A 22,829-nucleotide genomic window follows, 5' to 3' on the forward strand; every position below is an offset into this window, starting at 1 on the left:
TGTATAAAATAATCCTAAAGACCCGATATCCATTTGGGATTTTCATTCTTAGTCATGTTACATCATGGGAAATTTTTGTTAAATAGGAAATTCGATTGGTTTTTTCATTTCTTCTATTAGGACAAGACAAATGGTTCAGCTGAAACAAATACATAAAAAAGGAGCTGACATATGAGCAGCTCCAATCCTTTTATTTTTCAGAATGGCGTTTTTTCAATACATCAAGCACATCATCCAGCGGCAAGGCTTGTTCTCTGAGCAGGACAAGCAGGTGATACAGCAGGTCCGCCGCTTCCCATTTGAGTTCCTCATGATCCCGGTTTTTCGCGGCGATGATGACTTCGGATGCTTCTTCTCCAACTTTTTTCAAAATCTTATCGACGCCTTCACGGAAGAGGTACGTGGTGTAAGCTCCTTCAGGCATTTCCGCTTGGCGTTCGGCGATTACGCGCTCCAGTTCGTTCATGATGCCGAATCGGCCCGCGGCCTGTTCTTCTGTTTGTTCCTTTGTAAAACAGCTGTAGCTGCCAGTGTGGCATGCCGGGCCTGACGGTTCTACGAGTACGAGCAACGCGTCCTGGTCGCAGTCATACCGGATACCTTTGACGGCTTGCGTGTTCCCTGAGGTTTCTCCTTTATGCCATAGCGCTTGGCGGGAGCGGCTGTAAAACCATGTTTCCTTCGTTTCCAGCGTTTTTTCGTACGATTCCTTGTTCATATAGGCAAGTGTCAGCACTTCTTTGCTTGCCGCATCCTGCACGATGGCAGGAATTAATCCGTCCTCGTTAAAACACAGTTCGTCTGCCTGTTTCATCTCACATTCACCCCGTACTCTTTCAAGTATGATTTCACTTCTTTAATTGATGTTTCTTTATAATGAAAAATTGAGGCGGCCAGCGCAGCGTCGGCTTCCCCTTTTGTAAAAGCCTCAAGCATATGCTGCGCGCTTCCCGCGCCTCCCGAGGCGATAACAGGGACGGGGACAGCTTCAGAAACAAGCTTTGTCAGCCTGTGGTCAAACCCTTTTTTCTCACCGTCAGAGTCCATGCTTGTCAGCAATATTTCTCCTGCCCCACGTTTGACGCCTTCTTTTGCCCACTCGGTGACTTCCCAATCTGTTTTCTTTCTGCCGCCGTGCGTGTAGACCTTATATGTGTCAGACTCTTTGTCATACTTGGCATCAATGGCAAGAACGATGCATTGAGAACCGAAAAACTCGGCTCCTTCTTTAATCAGCTCAGGGCGGAGAACAGCTGCCGTGTTCACCGACACTTTGTCTGCTCCGGCACGCAGAATCGTTTTCATATCACTGAGCTGATTGATGCCGCCGCCGACTGTAAACGGAATCGCAAGCTTCGCGGCAACCTGCTCCACGACGTCTACCATCGTTTTTCGTCCTTCATGCGAGGCGGAGATATCAAGAAAGACCAGTTCATCCGCACCTTCTCGGTCGTACACTTCGGCAAGTTCAACCGGATCACCGGCATCCTTCAATTCGAGAAATTGAATTCCTTTGACAACGCGTCCTTCTTTGACATCAAGACATGGAATAATTCGTTTTGTGATCATTTGCGCTTCACCCTTTCAAGCGCCTCACTCAGCGTAAACTGATTGGTGTACAGCGCTTTTCCGATGATCGCTCCAGAGACGCCATCCGCCTGATAGCGGGCGAGGGCTTCGAGATCCGCGACAGAGCTGACTCCGCCGGACGCGATCACCGATTTCCCCGTTTCCTTAGCAAGCTCGACCGTGCTTTGAACATTTGGGCCTGACAGCATTCCGTCTGTTGCGATGTCAGTAAAAATAAAGACTTCCGCACCTTCATTGGCCAGCTCTTTGCCCAGTTCAGCTGCCTTAAGGGTTGATGTTTCCAGCCATCCCTCTGTTGAAACAAAACCGTTTCTCGCATCCAGTCCGATGGCAATCTTCTCACCATATTGTTTCAGCATTTTTTTGACAAACGGAGGATTAGAAACTGCTGAACTTCCCAGGATCACCCGATCGACTCCTGCTGATAAATATTCATAGACGTCATTTTCAGAACGGATCCCGCCGCCGATTTCAACTTTCAGATTCAGCTTTTGCGCAATCTCAATCACATGGCGGTCATTCACTCTTTTCCCTTCTTTGGCCCCGTCGAGATCAACGAGATGGATCCATTCGGCACCCTCTCTCGCAAATAACGCAGCCATGTCGTACGGTGAATCGCCATATATCGTTTCCTTATTATAATCCCCTTGAACAAGGCGGACACATTTGCCGTTTCTCATATCAATTGCCGGATATAATGTAAAAGCACTCATTTTTTCACCTTCTGTTCTGCTGCCATTTTCGTGAATTGGGTTAAGATGGACATTCCGACCGTGCTGCTTTTTTCCGGGTGAAATTGGGCGCCGAAGACGTTCCCTTTTCCGACTACTGCAGGCACTCGCACACCATAATCGGCGCTTGCCAGAAGCGCATCCCCCTCCATCCCGTCAACGTAATAAGAATGAACGAAGTAAGCGTAGCCTTGTTCTGTTTCAGACAGCAGCGGAGATTCGTTATGAAAGGAAAGGCGATTCCAGCCCATATGCGGAACCTTCAGCTTGTTTCCTTTTTCATCTTCTGCTTTCAGCCTGACTGCTTTTCCTTTTAGCAGCCCGAGCCCTGAAGCGGTGCCGTTTTCTTCGCTTTCTTCAAATAAAAGCTGCATGCCAAGGCAGATCCCGAGAAGCAGCCTTCCCTCTGAGACCATATCGTGAATCAATTGATCGAGCTTCGTGTGGCGCAAATTGTCCATCGCGTCTCCAAATGAACCGACTCCCGGCAAAATGAAGGCATCGGCTTCTTTCAGCGCCTCGGGCTTTTCAGAAACAAAATACGGCACGCCGACACGTTCAAGCGCCTTTGAGACACTGTATAAATTGCCCATTCCATAATCTATTACGCCGATCATTTACAGCATCCCTTTCGTTGACGGTATTCCTTTAACACGCGGATCGATCATTGTCGCTTCATCAAGCGCGCGCCCCAGCGCTTTAAAAACAGCTTCAATCATGTGGTGTGTGTTTGTGCCGTAATGAACGATGACGTGCAGGTTCATCCGGGCTTCGAGCGCCAGCTTCCACAAAAATTCATGTACAAGCTCCGTATCGAAAGTTCCGACTTTCGCCGCCGGGAAGTCAGCGCGCATTTCCAAGTGCGGCCGGTTGCTTAAATCAATCACAACTTGAGCAAGTGCCTCATCCATCGGCACAAACGCCGAGCCATAGCGTCTGATTCCTTTTTTATCACCCAACGCTTCAAGCAGCGCCTGTCCTAAGCAGATGCCGATATCTTCAGTCGTGTGGTGATCATCTATATCAACATCACCTTTTGCGTTTATGGAAAGATCGAATTGTCCGTGTTTTGTGAATAAATCCAGCATGTGTGTCATAAACGGCACGTCTGTTTTGATATCCGCCTGTCCATCGCCGTCTATTGCGAATGCCAGCTCAATATCTGTTTCGTTTGTTTTTCTGGCGCGTTCCGCTTTTCTCATTTAGAATTCCTCCGTTCTCTCGCTTCAATTGATCTGGCATGGGCTTCTAACCCTTCCAGTCTGGCAAAAGCCGCGATGCTTTCGGCATGCTCTTCAAAAGCTGATTGGCTGTAAGAAATAATGCTCGATTTCTTTTGAAAATCCGTTACGTTTAAAGGACTTGAAAATCTGGCTGTTCCGTTTGTCGGGAGCACATGGTTTGGCCCGGCGAAATAATCACCGACAGGCTCAGGGCTGTATCTGCCTAAGAAAATCGCACCCGCATGTTTGATGCTGCCAAGCAAAGCTTCCGGAGACTGTGTGAGGATTTCTAAATGCTCTGGCGCGAGCGTATTAACGGTATCAATCGCTTCATCCATTGTGTCTGCCACATAGATACAACCGTAATCACTCACCGAAGCTTCCGCTATTTCTCGTCGCGGCAAGGTTTTCAGCTGCTCATTCACCTCGGCTGAAACCGCCTCGGCCAGTGCCATGGAATCTGTGACAAACACACATGAGCTGAGCTTATCGTGTTCCGCCTGCGAAAGCAGGTCGGCCGCAACTTCATGCGGTATCGCTGTTTCATCAGCCAGCACGACGATTTCACTAGGTCCGGCAATCATATCGATATCGACATCGCCGAACACTTCTCGTTTGGCAAGCGCGACATAAATGTTGCCCGGACCCGTGATTTTATCCACCGGCTCAATGGTTTCTGTTCCGTATGCTAACGCCGCAATCGCCTGAGCGCCGCCCATTTTGTAAATGTCTTTTATGCCAAGCTCAGCAGCAGCAACCAAAACCCCCGAAGACAGCCGACCGTCTTTTCCCGGAGGAGTGACGAGAACGATTCTTTCAACGCCCGCTACAAGCGCCGGAATCACATTCATCAAAACAGATGAAGGGTATGCGGCCGTTCCCCCTGGCACATATACACCGGCGGAATCAAGCGCCGTCACCTTCTGTCCCAGCATTGTGCCGTCCTTTCTGTGATAAAACCAGGAGGATTGCAGCTGTCTTTCGTGATATTCCCTAATATTTTCGATTGCCTGCCTAATCACCTGAAGAAGATGTGAATCCAGCGAGGTGTATGCCTCCTCAACTTCCTCTTTTGTGACGAGCGGGCTATTTATGTCGATCCCGTCAAATTTCGCTGTATAGCTGCGGACCGCCTGATCACCATTTGCCTTTACATCTTCAATAATGGACCGGACCGTCTTTCTTTGCTCTTCCGTTCCTGCATCGATGGAACGCTTGAGAGAAAGCCGCTCTGCTCCGCTGATGGTTTTGATCTTCATTTTGCCGTTTCTCCTTCCACAACAAGAGATAGGCGGGATGCCATTTCGTCAATCACATCGTCTTTCATTCGATAGCTTACCGGGTTGACAATAAAGCGGGAGGTAATGTCACAAATGTGCTCCATTTCTACAAGCCCATTTTCCTTCAGCGTCTGTCCTGTGGAAACAATGTCCACTATCCGATCTGCAAGTCCAATGAGGGGGGCCAGCTCAATTGAACCGTTGAGCTTAATGATCTCGACTTGTTCTCCCTGCTCTCTGAAATAACTGGAGGCCACATTCGGATACTTTGTCGCGATTCTTGGCGCTACGCCGCTCGAGTCTGTATTCGGAAGTCCGGCGACTGCCAAGTGGCATTTGCTGATGTTCAAATCCAGGACCTCATACACATCGCGCTCTTCCTCCAGCATGACATCCTTGCCCGCAATTCCGACGTCTGCCACGCCATGCTCCACATACGTGGTTACGTCCATCGGCTTCGCTAATATGAAACGAAGATTTTCCTCCGGCACATCGATGATCAATTTTCTTGAATCTTCAAACTCCTCAGGGAGCTTGTAGCCCGCCTCCCTCAGCAGCCCTGCCGCTTCTTCAAATATCCGGCCCTTTGGCATCGCCATTGTGAGTAACTTACCCATTTTGCTCTTCCTTTCTGGCACCGATAAAATAAGTGACGTTTGCAAAAGATTTTGTCATCTGGTCGATATTTTCTATTCCCGATAAATCTTGAAGAACCACTTTTTTCCCTTTCATCCGTTCTTCATTCGCATAAGCGATGGCTTGCGCCCGCTGCTCTTTGCTGAAAATAACAGCATCTATATCACAAGGTTCGTCTTTCATATGAAGGGCTTCAATCAGCCGGTCGATCCGAAGCCCAAAGCCTGTTGCCGGAGCAGGTGAATCAAAATGGCCCAGCAGCTTGTTATAACGGCCGCCGCTTCCAATGACAAAACCGACATTCTCAGCGTACACTTCAAATAAAATCCCTGTGTAATAGCTCATGTGGCTGACCATATTCAGATCCAGGCGGACATTTTCCGTACATCCGTAATCCTCAAGAATATCCCACAGCGCCTTCAGTTCATCAACCACGCTTTTTCCTTGTGCAGAATCGACGATTTCCTCAGCACGTCCGCATACTTCTATGCCGCCCCGCAATTCGAGGAGCTCAAGCAGCCTGCTTTTATCAATGGAGGAAAGCGGGAGAGATTTGACATGCTCTCTGTAGCCGACGTAGTTCTTTTCATATAAGAACCTCCGCAGCACATCAGCCCGTTCAACGTTTCCGAGCACCTCAACAAACAAAGCATCCGCAATACCGGCATGGCCGATGGCAATTTTAAAGGATGCCAGCCCAGTGTTTTTTAATGCACCGACGACTAAAGCAATAACCTCCGCATCCGCGCTCGTCGTGCCGTCACCGATTAACTCCACTCCGATCTGTTCGAACTCTGCAGGACGTCCGCCTTCACGCTCCTGAGCTCTGAATACATTTGCCGCATAGCCGACTCTGAGCGGATGATCGTGTTTCAAAAGCTTTGATGCTGCCACCCTTGCAATCGGCCCCGTCATATCCGGTCGAAGCACCAATGTCTTGCCGTCCTGATCAAGAAGCTTAAACAGCTGCTGCTCTTCTATTGCTGATTGGACGCCAACGGTATCGTAAAACTCCAGTGTCGGCGTTTCCATAAATTGATATCCCCATTTATCAATCAAATCGGTTAACGATCGTCTCACCTTTTTTTTCGTTTCGTATAAACCGGGCAGTGTATCTCTCATGCCGTGCGGTTTTTCAAACATAAACATCAACCCGCGCACCTCCGTTGTCATCTTATGAAGGAAAATTCCGAATCCTTTAGTTCGCTAATATGATAATATGTTAGCAGATGAAAGAATGAAAATCAATGCTTAACTTTAGCCAGAATTTTTTTAGTCCAAATATCCTTCTCCTCATTATGAAAAAATCATGAACAATGTATTAAAGGTACGTAATATCTCAAATTCTTTATGTTTGGCATGCTATAATACAAATCAAATAGAGAACAAGGAGATAAAGATGAAAACACTGCGAACTCTATGTGTCCTGATGATTCTTTCAGGTGTTATTTTTTTCGGACTTAAAATAGATGCAAAAGATATAGATATTCCTTTTTTGAACAGCCTGAAAAAAGCGGTTTCTGATAGCGATACAGATACAGGTGCGAATAGCAAAAAGGAGCTGAAGGGAAGCGCAAAGCCGCTTGATGTCATCCTTTACAATCAAATGGACGCGCCTCGGCTCTATAACGGCTGTGAAGTAACAAGCCTTGCGATGGTGCTGAATTACGCGGGATACGACGTGACAAAAAACACCCTGGCAAACCAGATTGCCACAGTGCCTTTGACATACAGCAGCGGATTAAAAGGTAATCCGAATAACGGATTTGTCGGGGATATGGCAAATGGCCCTGGTCTCGGTGTCTACCATCGACCGATCTATCAGCTGGCGAAAACCTATGCCGGTGACAAAGTATCAGATCTGACTGGAAAAAGTATTTCCGCTGTTTATCAGCAGCTTGAAAAAGGCAATCCAGTTTGGGTCATTACGACCGCCAGCTTTGCGCCAGTTGACAACATGCAGACATGGAAAACGCCAAGCGGAACGATAGAGATTACGTACAGCGAACACAGCGTCGCCGTTACGGGATATGATGAGAAATATGTGTATCTCAATGACCCGTATGGCTATAAAAACAGAAAAGCCGATAGGACGAGCTTTGAAAAAGCGTGGAAACAAATGGGCAGCCAGGCCGTGGTTATTCAAAAGTAAACACCTGAAAGCCGCATATGCTCTATCCTGAGCAAATACGACAATATTCATGCTTTTTGTTTCAATCGGTAAGATCGATTCATTTTCCATTTATCACCCAAAATTGTCTTTACTTTCAGGCTGTCTGTTTTTATGATTAAAGCAGATTCAGCCTTGCCCCGATCTATGCTAGAGAAGCCGGAGCAAGTCGCTGACGCTTCTCTTGCAAAAAACGAAGATATCCGGGGAGGATTTTATTATTGAAAAAAATTGTGTCTATCCTATGTATGCTCGGTTTGGTTATGGGTTTCAGCCAGTTTCAGTCATCAACTGCTTTTGCAGCTGACAAAGTGGTTCACGAAACAATGATCGTACCAAAAAATACAACATATGACGGGAAAGGACAGCGGTTTGTGGCAGGGAAAGAACTAGGTGACGGAAGCCAGTCCGAAAACCAAAAACCTGTTTTTCGTGTGGAGGATGGAGCAACTCTGAAAAATGTGGTGCTCGGCGCACCTGCTGCTGATGGCGTGCACACTTATGGAAACGTTAACATTCAGAATGTGAAGTGGGAAGATGTTGGTGAGGATGCATTAACGGTAAAGAAGGAAGGAAAAGTGACCATTGACGGCGGCTCTGCTCAAAAAGCGTCAGATAAGATTTTCCAAATCAATAAAGCCAGTACATTCACAGTGAAAAATTTCTCGGCAGACAATGGTGGGAAGTTCATTAGACAGCTTGGCGGTTCAACCTTCCACGTTGATGTGATCATTGATAAGTGCACCATCACAAACATGAAGGAAGCGATATTCCGGACGGACAGCAAAACAAGCACGGTCAGAATGACAAACACACGCTACTCTCATGTCGGTCAAAAATGGATTGGCGTTCAGCATATTTACGAAAACAACAATATTCAATTTTAACAAAAAAGTCCGCTGATGTTTATTCAGCGGACTTTTTCAATCTTTCTTGCATTTCTTCCTTCGTATAGATGATCCTCATCGGATTCCCGCCGACAAATGCCCCGTCAGGCACATCCTTATGGACAAGCGTTCCGGCGGACACAACTGCGCCATCCCCTATTTCCACTCCGGGCAGAATGGTCGTGTTGGCACCAATCATTACTTCGTCTCCGATCAGAACTTTGCCGATCCGGTATTCCTGAATCAAATACTCATGGGCCAAAATGGTCGTATTGTACCCGATGATTGTATTCGTTCCGACTGAGATCTTTTCCGGAAACATGATATCTGGCATCACCATGAGGGCAAAGGATGTCTGTTTTCCAACCTTCATCCGCAGAAATGTACGGTACAGCCAGTTTTTCATCCCTATAAACGGTGTATATCGCGCAATTTGTATGACAATGAAATTTTTGACGACCTTTACAAAAGGGACCGTTTGATAGACATGCCACAGTGAGTTGGCCCCCGAGACCGGATGACGATCTGTTTTTCTCACAGATTACTTCACTCCAACAATTTGTAATAGATCACTCATTTTCTCAAGCATAAAATCAGGCTCATGCTTCGCCAGCATTTCCGGCCCTTTAATCGTCCATGCGACTCCTGCGGTTTTTGTTCCGGCGTTTTTCCCTGCCAGCACATCATGGTAATTATCACCGACGATAATGGCTTCCTCAGGCTTGCTTCCTAGCTGTTTCAGCGCTAACAGCACAGGCTCGGGATCAGGCTTCGCATTTGTCACATCATCAAGGGTAACAACCGTTTCAAAGAATTCGCCGATTCCCGTGAGCTTGAGGCCCATATTGACAGTATCTCTTAATTTTGTTGTCACAATCCCTAGTTTAAAGCCGGATTTTTTTAATGCATCCAGGGTCTCATATACCGTTTCATATTCAGTGACGAGTGAATCATGCATGTCATGATTGTATGCTCTGTACATAGCGATCATATCCTCGCATTTATCAGGGTCCATCGAGGAGAACGTTTCAAAAAGAGACGGTCCGATAAACGCAAGGACATCTTCTCGTTTATACTTGCCCGGATAATAATGCTCCAGTGTATGCAAAAAGGACGCGATAATTAATTCATTCGTATTAATAAGCGTTCCGTCTAAATCAAACAGAATCGTCGTTACTTGTTTGTCACTCATATTGCTTCCTTTCCAACCGCTGAGGGTTTCCACTTTTTCCATGTATGCGCAATAGCCATTGTCAGCAGAACTGCTGTGGTGACACGAATAAGAAGAAGAGGCCAGACCGGTATGCCGAGCGGAATAAAGACAAGTGTATCTTCCACGACCGCATGGCAGGCAACGAGAAATATAAATGCCAATGTCATATCCCGCTTGCTCACGCCGTCATCCTCGACAGCTTTGATCATGACACCCGCTCCGTAGGCCAGACCAATCGTCAGTCCCGCCACCATCGTCATAGACGTATTTTTATTCATGCCAAGCAGCTGCGTAAACGGCGAGAGCCACCTGGAGAACCGATGCAGCCAGCCTAAATCTCTTAAAAACTGGATGATGATCATCAGCGGGATTACTATTGCCGCCAGCTGCAAAACACCAAGCCCGGCTTTCGTTAAGGCTTCTGCCAGCATTGCCAGCCAGCTGTCCGGCGCAACGCTCTTCGCAGCGATAAAACCGTACTGTGCCGTTTCCTGTCCGCCATGCCAAATGAGATTGATGACGATGGCTGATACAGCGGCCAAACCGATGCGCACCGCCAATATAACGCCAATTCTGATGCCAATCTTTGCGGCAACTGTCGATTCGATAATCAAGTTATGACAGAATGAAAGCATAACAGCTAAAATAAAGACTTCTTTTACAGACAAATCCAATGTCAAAATCCCGGCAATTCCCGCATACAGATTCAGCATATTTCCCAGTACAAGCGGAATGGCCGCTTCACCGGAAAGCCCGAAGAGACCCATTACCGGTGTGATCAGCCGTACAAGCCAATCCATGACAGGCGTATGCTGAAGCAAAGTGACCAATAGTGTTACCGGGAAAATGACTTTACCGAGTGTCCATGTTGTTTGAAGACCTGCCGCAAGACCGGCCAGAAAGATCTTCTTCATCCCCCATCCCCCTTTGTTGACGTCTACTCCGCGTACCGCTCCTTCGAGTATCCCTTGACGCGTCTGAAGATGATGGCTGCCACAGCCAAAACAATCAACACGATTGAAATCACCTGAGCAATGCGAAGTGATTCTGTCAGCATTAAGCTGTCAGTCCGCATTCCTTCAATAAAGTATCTTCCGATTGAATACCAAATGATATAGATCAAGAACATCTCGCCTCTTCGCAAATTCGCTCTGCGCAGAAGCAGTAAAACAATAACGCCGACAAAGCTCCATAGTGATTCATATAAAAAGGTAGGGTGATAATATTGCCCATTGATGTACATTTGATTGATGATAAATTCAGGCAGGTGCAGGCTTTCTAAAAATGCTCTGCTGACAGCCTCGCCATGCGCTTCCTGATTCATGAAGTTCCCCCAGCGGCCGATCGCTTGGCCGAGCAAAATGCTTGGCGCGGCAATATCCGCAAGCTTCCAGAACGAAAGGTTTTTCACTCTTGAAAACACATAACCAGTTAAAATGGCGCCAATTAGCCCGCCGTGAATGGCAATGCCGCCCTTCCAGATCTTAATGATTTCTCCCGGATGTGCCGCATAATAATCCCATTCAAAGGCAACGTAATAAATTCGTGCACAAATAATTGCAATCGGAATGGCAAACAAGACAAGATCAATAAACGTATCTTTCTGCAGCCCCCGTTTCTCACTTTCCCTCATCGCAATCCACAGCCCCAGCAAAGCGCCGAGACCGATAATGATTCCGTACCAATGGACGGCTAACGGCCCCAGCTGAAAAGCTATCGGATTGAGTGGTTCTATCGCTTCATTCATTTAACGCCAACTCCTATTCCTCTTGTTCACCGTCTTCAATGACGTCCGCCAGCTTGTTCGTAAATTGCTCAGCGGCATTCAGCCCCATCCGCTTCAATCTAAAGTTCATTGCTGCCACTTCGATGATGACTGCCAGATTTCGGCCAGGACGGACGGGAATCGTCAGTTTTGTGATTTCTGTATCAATGATTTTCATGGTTTCTTCCTCAAGCCCGAGACGGTCGTATTGCTTGCCCTGCTCCCAAAGTTCAAGATTCATGACAATCGTGATTCGTTTATTGCTTCTGACCGCGCCGGCGCCAAACAGCGTCATCACGTTGATAATGCCAAGCCCCCTGATTTCAAGGAGATGCTCAATTAATTCCGGAGCGTTTCCGACAAGGGTATCCTGATCCTCCTGCCGAATTTCAACGCAATCATCGGCAACAAGGCGATGCCCTCTTTTCACAAGCTCCAGCGCTGTTTCACTTTTCCCGACGCCGCTTTTTCCTGTAATCAGCACGCCGACACCATATATATCGACAAGAACGCCATGAATCGCCGTGGTAGGCGCCAGCCGGCTCTCAAGGAAGTTGGTTAATCGGCTTGACAGTCTTGTCGTTTTTAGCGGCGATCTGAGGACAGGCACCCCATTTTTCTCAGAAGCGTCAATCAGCTCCTGCGGGATTGGCATATCTCTAGAAAGAATAATAGCAGGTGTTACATCAGTGCACAGAGACTCCATTCGCTGCTTTTTATCCTCTTCCGGAAGCTGTTCAAAGAAAGAAAGCTCTGTTTTTCCGAGAAGCTGCACGCGCTCTCTCGGGTAATATGTAAAATATCCGGCAATTTCAATGCCTGGTCTTGATAGGTCACTCATTGTAATCGGGCGGTTAATTCCTTCTTCTCCGCTGATTAATTCCAAATTGAACTGTTCCATTACGTCTTTTGTGCGAACCTTTGCCACGATATGTTCCTCCTGTTCCGGGCTGCCCCGAGCTTGCTCACAATACTTTCATTTTATCACTTTCGGGCTTGAACCTAAAACAGATTTTATAAAAGGGGGGAAAACACCTCAGCTGGTCTAGATCACTAGTCTGAAAAAGAGTAAAATAAAGGTATTCAAATTCCAGAAAGGCGGATCATCTATGGCAGAGAGTCTTCTTATCAAAGGCATATCGATCGTGACAGAAAATGAAGTAATCAAAAACGGCTATGTCGGAATCAATGACGGAAAAATCAGCACAGTCTCAACAGAACGGCCCAAGGAGTCATATTCAAAAGAGATTCAAGCACCTGCGGATTCCGTTTTGCTTCCCGGCATGATAGACATTCATATCCACGGGGGCTATGGAGCGGATACGATGGACGCAAGCTTTTCCGCCCTTGACATCATGTCGTCAAGACTGCCCGAAGAAGGCACGACGAGCTTTTTAGCCACAACGATTACCCAAGAGCATGGGAACATTTCTCAAGCGTTGGTGAATGCAAGAGAGTGGAAAGCGGCTGAAGAGTCCTCTTTATTAGGTGCGGAACTGCTCGGCATTCATTTAGAGGGTCCCTTTGTTTCACCTAAAAGAGCCGGAGCCCAGCCAAAAGAGTGGATCAGGCCTACTGATGTTGCGCTGTTCAAAAAGTGGCAGCAGGAGGCGGGCGGACTGATCAAAATTGTTACACTTGCGCCGGAGGAGGATCAGCATTTTGAACTGATCCGCCATTTGAAAGACGAATCGATTATTGCGTCCATGGGGCACACAGATGCCGATTCCGCATTGCTGTCGGAGGCCGCCAAAGCAGGCGCGACCCATATGACCCATCTGTACAACGCGATGAGCCCGTTTCATCACCGAGAACCCGGAGTAATTGGAACGGCACTGGCTCATGATGGATTTGTGACAGAGCTTATCGCCGATGGCATCCACTCCCATCCTTTATCGGCAAAGCTTGCTTTTCTGGCAAAAGGCAGCAGCAAGCTCATTTTAATCACTGATTCCATGAGGGCAAAAGGACTGAAGGACGGCGTATATGAATTCGGCGGCCAAAGTGTGACGGTAAGAGGACGAACAGCTCTTCTTTCAGACGGAACCCTTGCCGGTTCGATCCTCAAAATGAACGATGGCGCACGGCATATGCGTGAGTTTACAAATTGCTCTTGGATGGATATAGCTAATATAACTTCTGCAAACGCGGCCAAACAGCTGGGCATCTTTGACCGAAAAGGCAGTGTGGCAGTGGGAAAAGATGCAGATCTGGTGATTGTCAGCAGTGATTGTGAGGTGATTCTCACCATTTGCCGCGGAAACATTGCATTTATATCCAAGGAGGCTGACCAGATATGAAAGTAATGGAATGTCAAACGTATGAAGAGCTAAGCCAAAAAGCAGCCAGAATAACAGCAGCTACAATCAAAGATAAGCCTGATGCCGTTCTCGGTTTAGCGACAGGCGGCACGCCGGAAGGCACATATCGCGAGCTGATCCGCCTGCACCAAACTGAGAATCTCTCATTTCAAAACGTCACTACAGTTAATTTGGATGAGTACGCCGGACTTTCAAACAACGATCCGAACAGCTATCACTTCTATATGAACGACCGTTTTTTTCAGCATATCAACAGCAAGCCTAACCGGCATTTTATTCCAAATGGAAATGCAGACGATTTGGAAGCCGAATGCCGACGGTATGAACAGCTAGTCGAATCCCTGGGCGGCACTGACATACAGCTTCTCGGCATCGGGCGAAACGGACACATCGGCTTTAACGAACCGGGAACGTCCTTCAAGTCGCGAACTCATGTTGTGACATTAAATGAGCAAACCCGCCAAGCGAATGCCAGATATTTTCCTTCCATAGACAGCGTGCCGAAAAAAGCACTGACAATGGGAATTCAAACAATACTCTCAAGCAAGCGCATTCTGCTGATCATTTCTGGAAAAAGCAAAGCGGAAGCTGTAAGTAAGCTGTTAGAAGGAAACATAAGCGAAGAGTTTCCCGCATCTGCTTTGCACCTGCATTCCGATGTTACGGTTTTGATTGATCGTGAAGCCGCGTCATTAAGACCTTGAAAGGAACATGCTGACTTATGCATATCAATAAACAATCGCCTATTCCGATTTATTATCAGATTATGGAGCAACTAAAAAACCAAATTAAGAGCGGAGAGCTGCAGCCGGACATGCCTCTTCCTTCTGAGCGCGAATATGCCGAACAATTCGGGATCAGCCGGATGACGGTTCGCCAGGCGCTTTCTAATTTAGTTAATGAAGGCTTGCTCTATCGGCTAAAAGGGCGGGGTACCTTTGTCAGCAAGCCAAAAATGGAACAAGCCCTCCAAGGACTGACAAGCTTTACCGAGGATATGAAAAGCCGCGGAATGACACCGGGCAGCAAACTCATTGATTATCAGCTTATTGATTCAACTGAGGAGCTCGCGGCTATATTAGGCTGCGGGCACCCCTCCTCTATCCATAAAATCACTCGGGTGCGGCTGGCAAATGATATTCCGATGGCGATTGAGTCCTCACATATTCCGTTTGAGCTAGCGGGTGAATTAAATAAATCGCATTTTCAGTCGTCGATTTACGAGCATATTGAAAGGTACAACAACATACCGATTGCCCGTGCCAAACAGGAGCTTGAACCAAGCGCTGCCACCTCGGAAGAAGCACACATTCTTGGTATCCAAAAGGGAGCGCCTGTCCTATTAATTAAACGAACAACATATCTGCAGAACGGAACTGCTTTTGAACATGCAAAATCCGTATACAGAGGCGACCGTTATACATTTGTCCACTATATGGATCGTCTTTCATAAAAAAGCCTCCAACCCTTTTCAAGGATTGGAGACATGGCGAAAATCAAACTGGTCTGGTGCCGGACGATATGTCTCTTTTTTCGTCTTGAACTTCCAGATCGGTGATTTCGTTTTGCCGTTAAAACTGTCTTCCACGATAATGTACCAATAATAAACAGACTGCGGTTCAAGATGATCCCAGCGGAATTCAGCTGTATCCCCGCTCTTCACTTGCTCTCGTTTTCCGAGCTCTTCATTGGTATATACGTTACATTCAAAATAATCGGTTTCCACCTTTTTGATTCTTGGCTTCAAATCAAGCGAAAGGGAAAATTCATCCTTGTTGCCATAGGTATCCGTATCATAGTAATTCTTATCCTTTACATACGGAGAGTACGTCGATACGTGCACCATGTCATTGGCCTGGTCAAATTGAAGCAAACGCAAATACCCTTGCCCGCCTTCTGGCCCGCCCTGATAATCGGCCAGCATTTGATGCACGAGACGATCCGGTTTCCCATCACCATCATCATCCAGCTCATCTGTTTTTCTCATCGCACTATGATAATGCCCGCTCAACACCATCACCACATTAGGGTTCGGCTTTACGATCTCTTTGAATATTTTCTCTCCGATTGGGCTTCTGTTTCCGCTGACCAGCAAATACTCATGAAAAGCTAAAATAGCCATCCGGTCAGGGTGCTTCTTCAGTATCTGATTCATCCACGCGATGTCTTCATCCGTAATGCTCCATCCCATGTAAAGCATGATATAATCGTTGCCGTTGCTCGAAATCAGGTCATAATGTCCGCGGTTGTTTTTATAGGAACCGCCGTAATGCAATTTTTTATCAAAACGATCGCTGCCAAAATATTTGCCAAACGCCCTGTAGGAACCATCCTTATGCCCGACATCGTGATTACCGGCCAGCACGCCGTATGGAATTCCGCTCTTATCCAGAACGGACATTGACCGATCAGCGTTTTTCCACTGTCTGATATCGGCAGAATCATCTACTATATCACCCGTATGGAATACATATTTGATATTGAGCTGCTTTTGATTATCTTTTATCCATTCGGTCTGCTTATCAAAAATATGCGGATAGCTTTTGGCGTAATACTGTGTATCAGACATCCAGACAAATGTGTACATATCCTTCGCAGGAGGAATTTCATCCTGTACAATCACGTTCATTTTCGACTCCCGTACAAAATCGGCGGCGATCACAGACGCTTTCAGCGTAAACGGTTTGTCACCCTGCGCGACAAAGCTGTCAACTGGCTGCCATTCATTGGTCCGATAATTCCAGACATACATCGTCACCTTTCTCCCCGGCAAAGAACTGCCCTTCCAAACTGCTTCCGCCAAATCATTCTCATCCACAGATTGATCAACAGTCACTTCAAAGCGATGATAAGGGAAAAGCTCTTTCTTTTCTGTCGATACTGTTTTTCCATCAGCAGCAGATACCAGCTCCAATTCTTTATTCGTAAACGGAGTCTCACTTTCCGGCACAAAGCTTTTCGGCGGTTCAGTCAGTGACGCATGCTTAAATATTTTCACATGATTGCGCGCTGTATATTGAAATCCCCTATAAAAACCAACATCCATGGCATCATTCGTCGGATCCTTCACCCGCACAGAAAGCTTGGCCTTATGCGTGTCAGCTTCGGTGTCTATCACCTCCGGCTGGTCCGGATGCTCTCGTTCAATTTTAAACGTCCTCTCAATAACGGTTTTATTGCCCGCAAGATCCGTTGCCGTCACTTTTAGTGAATGTTTTCCCGGCAAAAGTTCAGAGGATGACGTATGATATGGGAGTGTAATGCTTTCCCCATCTAAAAACGCTTCCGCTTCCTCAATTTTGCTCCATTTATCATACATATCCGCCTGCAGGATAAGGTTTCCTTTATATGTTTGCCCCTCGGTAATATTCGGCTCAATGTGAGGCCCTGAATTATCTACCCTTACAACCAGGCTGACATTTTCCTTGCCGTTGCTTGCTTGAATATGGTGAGCGCCTTCAGAAAGCTTTGATGTATCCCACTCCAGCAGCTGTGATGTAAACAGTCCGTCAGGCAGATTGAATTGAAATTGCCAGCTTTTATTCGAGCGCTGATTATCGCCAATCAAGAGTTCCTTCTCAGGGGAAACCCTCTCATCCCTGATTACCGTTCCATCCGATAACACCAATCGAGCGTTTTTGACTAAGAAATCATCACGGTTTTCAGCCGTATCAAACGGTGACACCTTTGAACCCGATCGTATTGTAATACGCTGCAGCTGCTTCCCTTTGCGCAGCAGCGTCTCCGGCAATGGAACAGAATAGGTGCGGTATTTATTTGTCGTATCATCGAACACTTTTAATACTTTGCCTTCCATCGTTACCGCGTTTTTAAAATAAAGATTCGTTTTCCTCGTATCAAACGCAAAATACACTTCTTTCTCCATCGCGGGCTCTGTCACTTGTTTTTTTCCGTCAATCCATAGCTTAATGCTGTCAGTCCGCCCGTCTGTCGTGGCTTTGAGGAACTGAGTTCCCGACAGCGTGTCTCTGTTTTCAATGTTCATCCGCAAACCATGCGACTTGCTTGTTTGTTTAATATCAATCATTTTAACAGGTGTTCTTGCTTCATTCATCCCGTCCCCGGCCGCCACGTAATACTCAAGCTGATCCTTCCCAATCAGTTCAGGTGAATACACAATATAATGGTAAAGATTATCGTTGCGGTCTTTTTCAGCAAGAATTCGCTTAAACGGTTTGTTTTCATCCGTCCGGTAGTAAAAAGCTGCTGTTTTCACCAGACTGCGATCCCTTATGTCAGCCCGCAGCTCAATGCTTTCAGCAGGGCGGACAGGCTTGCGGTCAGTCAAATCCTCAATAACCGGCTTTTCTTTATCCAGCTTGATTTTCCGTTTCTGCTCGGGTACCTGTGCCTGTAATACGGTTCCGGGAGACGGATTTTTTTCCCCGATTGAAATGTTCAAAAGTTCTGCAGTTCCGTTTAGCGGATACTTATAAAGCACAGATGACAGCCGGCGCAGCGCATGTTTCCGATAATGCGCTGCCGAAACATCCTTTCCTGTATTCGTTGATATTACAACCGCCCGCGGCCTCGTATTGGCCATACCCTCTGTCTCGTCTATCACCGCAAGATTTTTTCCTTCTATTAATTGTGTCTGATAATACCGATTGAAATCTTCCGGCGTCAATTCTGGATGCCCGGCAGGCTTCAGCCAGATGACAAATGTTTCGCCGGATGGTATCAAGATCTTTTCATCAGGTCTCCAAATCAAATCGGAGTCAGGCCCTTCTTTTGGGTAGCGGTAACGGATATGGTAGTCTTTAAAATCAATCGTTCTGTCAGTCGTATTATAAATCTCAATAAATTCATAACCGTCTGCGCGTCCTATGTTCTTTGTATCAACCGCCAGCTCTGTGATCAAAAGCTCTGGAATATGCGCAAGGTCAGCCTGATATCCTTCAAGCTTCAGTTTCTGCGTCTCCGACTCCACCCGCTGCTTCCCATTCGACATCACAATGTAATACTCAAGCTCGCTGTTCCAAATCAAACGTTTCGGAATTTGCGCCAAAAACTTGCGGACCGCTCCGGGTGTCGGATCCATCGGCACCATTTTGTAGCCCAGCTCATTACTTTGTTTGTAAAAAAGAAAGGCGGAAAATGCTTGATACGAATTGTCGCGAACTTGAGCCTCAATCATTAGGTTGCTTCTCATTTCAGCTTTCACATCAATTTGAGGAGGATTTTCAAGCAAAGGTATGTAATGAGGCGTTTGAAATAGTTCCTGCTGTATAGCAGGAAAGGCTTTCGATTCATGATGGCCGCCAAATAAAACGGATAGAAAAAACAATAGTACTGAAGCGATAACTGTGTATTTCCTCACCAAAACACCTCCCTTTTCATGTATTTTGCGTCTGAACAGGGAAGCTTATGAGTTCATTTTTAAACAATGTCCAATCTGACAAAGCAACAAAAAGCGATTACTTCACAATTTTTTAAGAAGGCTGCAGAACATGTAAAAAAGCTGCCTTTGCGGCAGCTTTTTTTTATTTTTTTCTAAGCGGCTCTAAAATGCCTTTTTGAATCAATAAATGAAATACCGACAGGATAACGGATGCCCATATCGCTGTGCCGAAGCCGTCGATTTGAAAACTGTCACCCATGATGGACGCAGTCATCATCAGTGTGATGGCGTTAATCACAAACAAGAAGAGCCCAAGCGTCACCATGGTGACCGGCAGTGTAAAAATAATTAAAAGCGGTTTAATCAGCACGTTTAAGATCGATAAAATGAGGCTGGCGATAATCGCTGCCCCAATGCTGCTGATATGGATGGAGTCAATATATCCATCAATGACGATTAATAACAATGCATTGACTAAAATGCTGACTGCCCATTTTACCATGTCATTTCATATCCCTTTCTGACGGGACGATAAAAATCCAAATGATATAAATGAGCAAAACCGGTAAGACACTTGTCATAATTGCTAAGATGACAGTTATGACTCTGAGGAGTGATGCATCCCAATTGAAATATTCCGCGAGACCTCCAATGACACCAGCGATTTTCTTGTCTTTTTCTGAGCGATAAAGCTTATTCATTCGATCACCTCTGTGAGTACTTTAGTTTGATGGCGCCTGTTAATGATTCTGAGAAGACGGTGATGTTTTGATCATGTGCCTGATTTGAAGTGAACATCATTTCTTTTTGAATGGTTTCATTTTTTTCCTTCAGCATCTCAACATCCATTAATTCATGGGACAGCGAACCAAGATTGCTTTTCAGCTCTGCCTTCACTGCGAGATCGTCCGGAATCGCAAGCTCCACACTCCCAGTCGTTGTTTTTGCATAAATGGAGCGGCAGTCTGATTCTGTTACGTTAATCGCAATATTTCCGTTAAAGCTTTGAACGTCAATGGATTCGCTTTTCCCTCGGAGATCGATCAATCCGTTAATGGTTTCCGCTTCTATCGTTCCGCAGCTGTGGCTGGCGAGCTTAATTTGCCCGTTGGCCGTTTCAGCAATGGCTTTTCCAGCTGTTAAATGTGAGAACGACAGCACACCGTTTGTCGTTTTCGCTGAGAACTCTTTTACATGTAAATGTTCCCCTCTGATCGGTCCATTAAACAGCTTCACCCGAATCTTATCATACTCCTTTTGAGGAATATACAAAGTGACATTCGTTTTCATCGTCTTTTTCTCAGTACGGATAAAAAACTTATTTCCTTTGATTTCGCATTCAATATGCTGAAGAAATGCATGTCTCGCCGCATCCTGGCTGTCAGCGCGATATACCTTTGCCTGGCATTCCGCTCTGATATCCTCATCTTCCCAAGGGACGATATTCACGCTGCCATTGGCAATTTGCAGCTCAACACTGGAAAAGTCAGTATCTTTAAATTGAAAAATGTGCTGAACATCATATGCATGGCCGAAGTTTAAATCAAGGTCAACTTCCTTGACCTTTTTCACAGCAGAATCAATCCAGTCAAACAGCTTGGCTCCTAAAGACGGCTTGCCGCTCTCTTTTTTTGCCGTTGTAAATGGCTCTTCCTCGTCATGAACGTGAACTGAGAGCGCTGTGATTTTCTCTTCTTTTTCCTTATAGTCGCTGTCAAGTTTTTCAATCAGTGTCAAAGCCTCTTGTGCGGTAAGCTTCCCTTCCTCAACAAGCTTAAGGATTCGTTCCTTTTCTTGCTTCATTACGATCTCCTCCCCATTGTCTACTTATGCTGCACGCAGGACCTTAATGCCCTGAATCACATTCCAAATGATAATGCCAATGACAACCAAGAAATAAATAACCGCTCCCCCAATGATTACAAATACGGGAAGAAGGCTGTCTCCATCAATCGCAATAGCTCCGCCAAGTAAAGCAATAAAAAGGAACAGACAGCCGACAAACGGAACAATGTGAGAAATAAGAGAACGTATCGCATGGCGTTTTGTTTCTTTCTCATTTACTACAAAATAAGCGACAATCGGCACAATGATTGGCGCAATGAACACACTGAAGTAACAAAGTGATGCAATAATAGCTTGATTACGGTTCAATTCATTCCACACTCCTATTGTGAATTGTCCATGACAAAAGATCAGGGACGTTTTACTTATTTATACGTTTAAAATCTCTTCAGGTTTCAAATTCATTCTTTAGACATGCTCCGATTTACGGAAATTGGATTTTAAAAAGTTTTAGAAGTAGAATCTTCCGGCTATACCGATTACAATATGTAAAAAGCTTACGGCAACCAAGGAGGCTGGACAAGCAATGGAGAAAGATACCAGTGACTATACAGTAACACAAGAATCCGTGTTAAAGCTGATTCATGAACAAAAAAGAATGAATCGTGAAATGATCGCCGAGCTTGAACAGATTCACGGACCCTTCCCGATCTCTCACGATATCCAATATATAAAAGTGCTCCTCGATAGCAGCAGCACGCATATTGTTCAAGATTTAATGAGTGTAAGTAAGCAGCTGTATAAGAAGACTTTATAATTGCAGAAAACATTTCATCATTATAACTGAAACAAAGCTAAAGGTTAGATGATAATATCTTGCCTTTTTTGTTTTGAAAAAACAAGTGATTCCCTAGCTGTCACACCATGATTGTAACAAAAAAAGCCTGCCGGCACATCCAGTTAATGGACTCTGTCGGCAAGCTGTGACTATCAGAAAAGATAGCCGTTCAGAATTAACGTAACAATTGAAGCACGTTTTGCGGCTGTTGGTTTGCTTGAGCAAGCATCGCCTGAGAAGCTTGAGAAAGAATGTTGTTCTTTGTGAACTCGCTCATTTCTTTCGCCATGTCAACGTCACGGATACGAGACTCAGCAGCTGTCAGGTTTTCACCAGAAGCCCCTAAATTGTTGATAGTGTGCTCTAGACGGTTTTGTACCGCACCAAGTTTAGCGCGTTGGTTTGAAACACTTGTAATTGCACTATCGATTTTAACAATCTCAGTGTCAAAACTAAAATCATCTGCTGAAACATCGATACCTTTTACTCCTAAAGTTGTTGCATCCATGTTACCAATTGTAACATTAATATTTTGGCCAGCATTTGCACCAATTTGGAATGTAAATCCTGCTGTTACACTACCGTCTAAAAGTTTTTTTCCGTTAAATTCAGTACGTTGAGAAATTCCATCGATCTCTTCAGTTAAAGCATCCATCTCATCTTTAATTGCAGTTAAATCTTCAGTTTGCTGTGTACCAGTGTTACCAGCTTGAACAGTAAGTTCACGCATACGTTGAAGGATGGCATGAGTTTCAGTCAATGCACCCTCAGCTGTTTGGATAAGAGAGATTCCGTCTTGAGAGTTTTTAGAAGCCATTTCAAGACCTCTGATTTGTCCTCTCATTTTTTCAGAGATCGCAAGACCCGCTGCGTCATCTCCCGCACGGTTGATACGAAGGCCTGAAGACAGTTTCTCCATGTTCTTTTGGCTCGCACCGTTGTTTGAAGACAAACGGTTCAGTGTGTTAAGTGCTGCGATATTGTGGTTAATTCTCATTTGTAAATTACCTCCATGTGTATTTATTCTG

Annotated in this window: 25 protein-coding genes; 6 read left to right on the forward strand and 19 right to left on the reverse strand. The window is 45.8% G+C overall.

Annotation, left to right across the window (positions count from 1 at the left end):
• Nucleotides 1-190: 190 nt before the first annotated feature.
• From hisIE to JQX68_RS17870, 8 genes are read right to left on the reverse strand one after another with little or no spacing between them, the layout of a single operon-like run.
• Nucleotides 191-814 (reverse strand): bifunctional phosphoribosyl-AMP cyclohydrolase/phosphoribosyl-ATP diphosphatase HisIE, encoded by a 624-nt coding sequence (gene hisIE / locus JQX68_RS17835; protein WP_103031071.1) that lies wholly within the window; start codon nt 812-814, stop codon nt 191-193.
• Nucleotides 811-1,569: an imidazole glycerol phosphate synthase subunit HisF gene (gene hisF, locus JQX68_RS17840; RefSeq protein WP_069150392.1), complete on the reverse strand. Its 759-nt coding sequence runs from the start codon at nt 1,567-1,569 to the stop codon at nt 811-813. The genes hisIE and hisF overlap by 4 nt, the downstream gene beginning before the upstream one ends.
• Nucleotides 1,566-2,303 carry a 1-(5-phosphoribosyl)-5-[(5-phosphoribosylamino)methylideneamino]imidazole-4-carboxamide isomerase gene (hisA, locus tag JQX68_RS17845; protein WP_103031072.1) on the reverse strand — a complete coding sequence of 246 codons (738 nt, stop codon included), beginning with the start codon at nt 2,301-2,303 and terminating at the stop codon, nt 1,566-1,568. The genes hisF and hisA overlap by 4 nt, the downstream gene beginning before the upstream one ends.
• A complete protein-coding gene (gene hisH, locus JQX68_RS17850) occupies nt 2,300-2,938 on the reverse strand; it encodes an imidazole glycerol phosphate synthase subunit HisH (RefSeq protein WP_014665507.1) in 639 nt (212 codons plus the stop codon). Before hisH ends, hisA begins: the two co-directional genes overlap by 4 nt.
• Entirely contained in the window at nt 2,939-3,523 is a 585-nt protein-coding gene (hisB, locus tag JQX68_RS17855; RefSeq protein ID WP_103031073.1) for an imidazoleglycerol-phosphate dehydratase HisB, read from the reverse strand.
• The gene (hisD, locus tag JQX68_RS17860; protein WP_147772574.1) at nt 3,520-4,803 is read right to left on the reverse strand and encodes a histidinol dehydrogenase; all 1,284 of its coding nucleotides are present in this window, start codon (nt 4,801-4,803) and stop codon (nt 3,520-3,522) included. The genes hisB and hisD overlap by 4 nt, the downstream gene beginning before the upstream one ends.
• The gene (hisG, locus tag JQX68_RS17865; RefSeq protein WP_014665510.1) at nt 4,800-5,441 is read right to left on the reverse strand and encodes an ATP phosphoribosyltransferase; all 642 of its coding nucleotides are present in this window, start codon (nt 5,439-5,441) and stop codon (nt 4,800-4,802) included. The genes hisD and hisG overlap by 4 nt, the downstream gene beginning before the upstream one ends.
• Nucleotides 5,434-6,609, reverse strand: a complete 1,176-nt coding sequence (locus JQX68_RS17870) for an ATP phosphoribosyltransferase regulatory subunit (RefSeq protein ID WP_040081699.1) — start codon at nt 6,607-6,609, stop codon at nt 5,434-5,436. Before JQX68_RS17870 ends, hisG begins: the two co-directional genes overlap by 8 nt.
• Nucleotides 6,610-6,859: 250 nt before the next feature.
• On the opposite strand from JQX68_RS17870, the gene JQX68_RS17875 reads away from it, so the two are divergent.
• Both JQX68_RS17875 and pelC read left to right on the forward strand, forming a co-directional pair.
• Nucleotides 6,860-7,612 (forward strand): C39 family peptidase, encoded by a 753-nt coding sequence (locus JQX68_RS17875; protein WP_147772575.1) that lies wholly within the window; start codon nt 6,860-6,862, stop codon nt 7,610-7,612.
• Nucleotides 7,613-7,851: 239 nt separating this feature from the next.
• Entirely contained in the window at nt 7,852-8,517 is a 666-nt protein-coding gene (pelC, locus tag JQX68_RS17880; RefSeq protein ID WP_147772576.1) for a pectate/pectin lyase PelC, read from the forward strand.
• A gap of 19 nt (nt 8,518-8,536) precedes the next feature.
• Here pelC and hprF read toward each other — a convergent pair whose 3' ends face one another.
• From hprF to hprK, 5 genes are read right to left on the reverse strand one after another with little or no spacing between them, the layout of a single operon-like run.
• Nucleotides 8,537-9,055, reverse strand: a complete 519-nt coding sequence (hprF, locus tag JQX68_RS17885) for an acyltransferase (protein ID WP_040081693.1) — start codon at nt 9,053-9,055, stop codon at nt 8,537-8,539.
• A 3-nt stretch (nt 9,056-9,058) separates the two neighbouring features.
• Nucleotides 9,059-9,709 carry a pyrophosphatase PpaX gene (ppaX, locus tag JQX68_RS17890; protein ID WP_147772577.1) on the reverse strand — a complete coding sequence of 217 codons (651 nt, stop codon included), beginning with the start codon at nt 9,707-9,709 and terminating at the stop codon, nt 9,059-9,061.
• A complete protein-coding gene (locus tag JQX68_RS17895; protein WP_147772578.1) occupies nt 9,706-10,644 on the reverse strand; it encodes a nucleoside recognition domain-containing protein in 939 nt (312 codons plus the stop codon). Before JQX68_RS17895 ends, ppaX begins: the two co-directional genes overlap by 4 nt.
• 23 nt (nt 10,645-10,667) lie before the next feature.
• A complete protein-coding gene (gene lgt, locus JQX68_RS17900; RefSeq protein ID WP_014665518.1) occupies nt 10,668-11,477 on the reverse strand; it encodes a prolipoprotein diacylglyceryl transferase in 810 nt (269 codons plus the stop codon).
• A gap of 13 nt (nt 11,478-11,490) precedes the next feature.
• Nucleotides 11,491-12,423 (reverse strand): HPr(Ser) kinase/phosphatase, encoded by a 933-nt coding sequence (gene hprK / locus JQX68_RS17905; protein ID WP_014665519.1) that lies wholly within the window; start codon nt 12,421-12,423, stop codon nt 11,491-11,493.
• A gap of 181 nt (nt 12,424-12,604) precedes the next feature.
• Between hprK and nagA the strand changes: the two genes are divergently transcribed.
• The 3 genes from nagA to nagR are packed head-to-tail and all read left to right on the forward strand — an operon-like array spanning nt 12,605 to nt 15,269.
• Nucleotides 12,605-13,795, forward strand: a complete 1,191-nt coding sequence (nagA, locus tag JQX68_RS17910; RefSeq protein WP_147772579.1) for an N-acetylglucosamine-6-phosphate deacetylase — start codon at nt 12,605-12,607, stop codon at nt 13,793-13,795.
• Nucleotides 13,792-14,520: a glucosamine-6-phosphate deaminase gene (gene nagB, locus JQX68_RS17915; RefSeq protein ID WP_069838634.1), complete on the forward strand. Its 729-nt coding sequence runs from the start codon at nt 13,792-13,794 to the stop codon at nt 14,518-14,520. Before nagA ends, nagB begins: the two co-directional genes overlap by 4 nt.
• Nucleotides 14,521-14,537: 17 nt before the next feature.
• On the forward strand, nt 14,538-15,269 hold the full coding sequence (gene nagR / locus JQX68_RS17920) for an N-acetylglucosamine utilization transcriptional regulator NagR (RefSeq protein WP_103031078.1): 732 nt from the start codon (nt 14,538-14,540) through the stop codon (nt 15,267-15,269).
• 18 nt (nt 15,270-15,287) lie between these two features.
• Here the strand turns inward: nagR and JQX68_RS17925 are convergent, their stop codons facing one another.
• The 5 genes from JQX68_RS17925 to yvlA form a co-directional block, all read right to left on the reverse strand.
• Nucleotides 15,288-19,157 carry a lamin tail domain-containing metallophosphoesterase family protein gene (locus JQX68_RS17925; RefSeq protein ID WP_147772580.1) on the reverse strand — a complete coding sequence of 1,290 codons (3,870 nt, stop codon included), beginning with the start codon at nt 19,155-19,157 and terminating at the stop codon, nt 15,288-15,290.
• Between the two features lie 163 nt (nt 19,158-19,320).
• Nucleotides 19,321-19,680: a phage holin family protein gene (locus JQX68_RS17930; protein ID WP_003228066.1), complete on the reverse strand. Its 360-nt coding sequence runs from the start codon at nt 19,678-19,680 to the stop codon at nt 19,321-19,323.
• Nucleotide 19,681: 1 nt separating this feature from the next.
• Entirely contained in the window at nt 19,682-19,879 is a 198-nt protein-coding gene (locus tag JQX68_RS17935) for a PspC domain-containing protein (protein WP_014665524.1), read from the reverse strand.
• 4 nt (nt 19,880-19,883) lie between these two features.
• Complete coding sequence (locus JQX68_RS17940; RefSeq protein ID WP_069150401.1) at nt 19,884-20,981, reverse strand: DUF4097 family beta strand repeat-containing protein; 1,098 nt, start codon at nt 20,979-20,981, stop codon at nt 19,884-19,886.
• 24 nt (nt 20,982-21,005) lie between these two features.
• A complete protein-coding gene (gene yvlA, locus JQX68_RS17945; protein ID WP_147772581.1) occupies nt 21,006-21,332 on the reverse strand; it encodes a protein YvlA in 327 nt (108 codons plus the stop codon).
• A 217-nt stretch (nt 21,333-21,549) separates the two neighbouring features.
• On the opposite strand from yvlA, the gene JQX68_RS17950 reads away from it, so the two are divergent.
• Nucleotides 21,550-21,780: a hypothetical protein gene (locus JQX68_RS17950; protein WP_040081687.1), complete on the forward strand. Its 231-nt coding sequence runs from the start codon at nt 21,550-21,552 to the stop codon at nt 21,778-21,780.
• A gap of 196 nt (nt 21,781-21,976) precedes the next feature.
• Here the strand turns inward: JQX68_RS17950 and hag are convergent, their stop codons facing one another.
• Complete coding sequence (gene hag, locus JQX68_RS17955) at nt 21,977-22,798, reverse strand: flagellin Hag (protein WP_147772582.1); 822 nt, start codon at nt 22,796-22,798, stop codon at nt 21,977-21,979.
• Nucleotides 22,799-22,829 lie beyond the last annotated feature (31 nt).

Source organism: Bacillus sp. LJBS06 (assembly GCF_016924995.1).
GTDB classification, from domain to species: domain Bacteria; phylum Bacillota; class Bacilli; order Bacillales; family Bacillaceae; genus Bacillus; species Bacillus stercoris.

Excerpts from the sequence above, each read along its gene's own strand:
- hisH (WP_014665507.1), bottom strand. The coding sequence starts at position 2,938 with ATGATCGGCGTAATAGATTATGGAATGGGCAATTTATACAGTGTCTCA.
- nagR (WP_103031078.1), top strand. The coding sequence starts at position 14,538 with ATGCATATCAATAAACAATCGCCTATTCCGATTTATTATCAGATTATG.
- nagB (WP_069838634.1), top strand. The coding sequence starts at position 13,792 with ATGAAAGTAATGGAATGTCAAACGTATGAAGAGCTAAGCCAAAAAGCA.
- JQX68_RS17875 (WP_147772575.1), top strand. The coding sequence starts at position 6,860 with ATGAAAACACTGCGAACTCTATGTGTCCTGATGATTCTTTCAGGTGTT.
- hag (WP_147772582.1), bottom strand. The coding sequence starts at position 22,798 with ATGAGAATTAACCACAATATCGCAGCACTTAACACACTGAACCGTTTG.
- nagA (WP_147772579.1), top strand. The coding sequence starts at position 12,605 with ATGGCAGAGAGTCTTCTTATCAAAGGCATATCGATCGTGACAGAAAAT.
- ppaX (WP_147772577.1), bottom strand. The coding sequence starts at position 9,709 with ATGAGTGACAAACAAGTAACGACGATTCTGTTTGATTTAGACGGAACG.
- hisB (WP_103031073.1), bottom strand. The coding sequence starts at position 3,523 with ATGAGAAAAGCGGAACGCGCCAGAAAAACAAACGAAACAGATATTGAG.
- JQX68_RS17930 (WP_003228066.1), bottom strand. The coding sequence starts at position 19,680 with ATGGTAAAATGGGCAGTCAGCATTTTAGTCAATGCATTGTTATTAATC.
- lgt (WP_014665518.1), bottom strand. The coding sequence starts at position 11,477 with ATGAATGAAGCGATAGAACCACTCAATCCGATAGCTTTTCAGCTGGGG.
- JQX68_RS17940 (WP_069150401.1), bottom strand. The coding sequence starts at position 20,981 with ATGAAGCAAGAAAAGGAACGAATCCTTAAGCTTGTTGAGGAAGGGAAG.
- JQX68_RS17870 (WP_040081699.1), bottom strand. The coding sequence starts at position 6,609 with ATGTTTATGTTTGAAAAACCGCACGGCATGAGAGATACACTGCCCGGT.
- JQX68_RS17935 (WP_014665524.1), bottom strand. The coding sequence starts at position 19,879 with ATGAATAAGCTTTATCGCTCAGAAAAAGACAAGAAAATCGCTGGTGTC.
- JQX68_RS17895 (WP_147772578.1), bottom strand. The coding sequence starts at position 10,644 with ATGAAGAAGATCTTTCTGGCCGGTCTTGCGGCAGGTCTTCAAACAACA.
- JQX68_RS17950 (WP_040081687.1), top strand. The coding sequence starts at position 21,550 with ATGGAGAAAGATACCAGTGACTATACAGTAACACAAGAATCCGTGTTA.
- hisIE (WP_103031071.1), bottom strand. The coding sequence starts at position 814 with ATGAAACAGGCAGACGAACTGTGTTTTAACGAGGACGGATTAATTCCT.
- hisA (WP_103031072.1), bottom strand. The coding sequence starts at position 2,303 with ATGAGTGCTTTTACATTATATCCGGCAATTGATATGAGAAACGGCAAA.
- hisD (WP_147772574.1), bottom strand. The coding sequence starts at position 4,803 with ATGAAGATCAAAACCATCAGCGGAGCAGAGCGGCTTTCTCTCAAGCGT.
- hisF (WP_069150392.1), bottom strand. The coding sequence starts at position 1,569 with ATGATCACAAAACGAATTATTCCATGTCTTGATGTCAAAGAAGGACGC.
- hisG (WP_014665510.1), bottom strand. The coding sequence starts at position 5,441 with ATGGGTAAGTTACTCACAATGGCGATGCCAAAGGGCCGGATATTTGAA.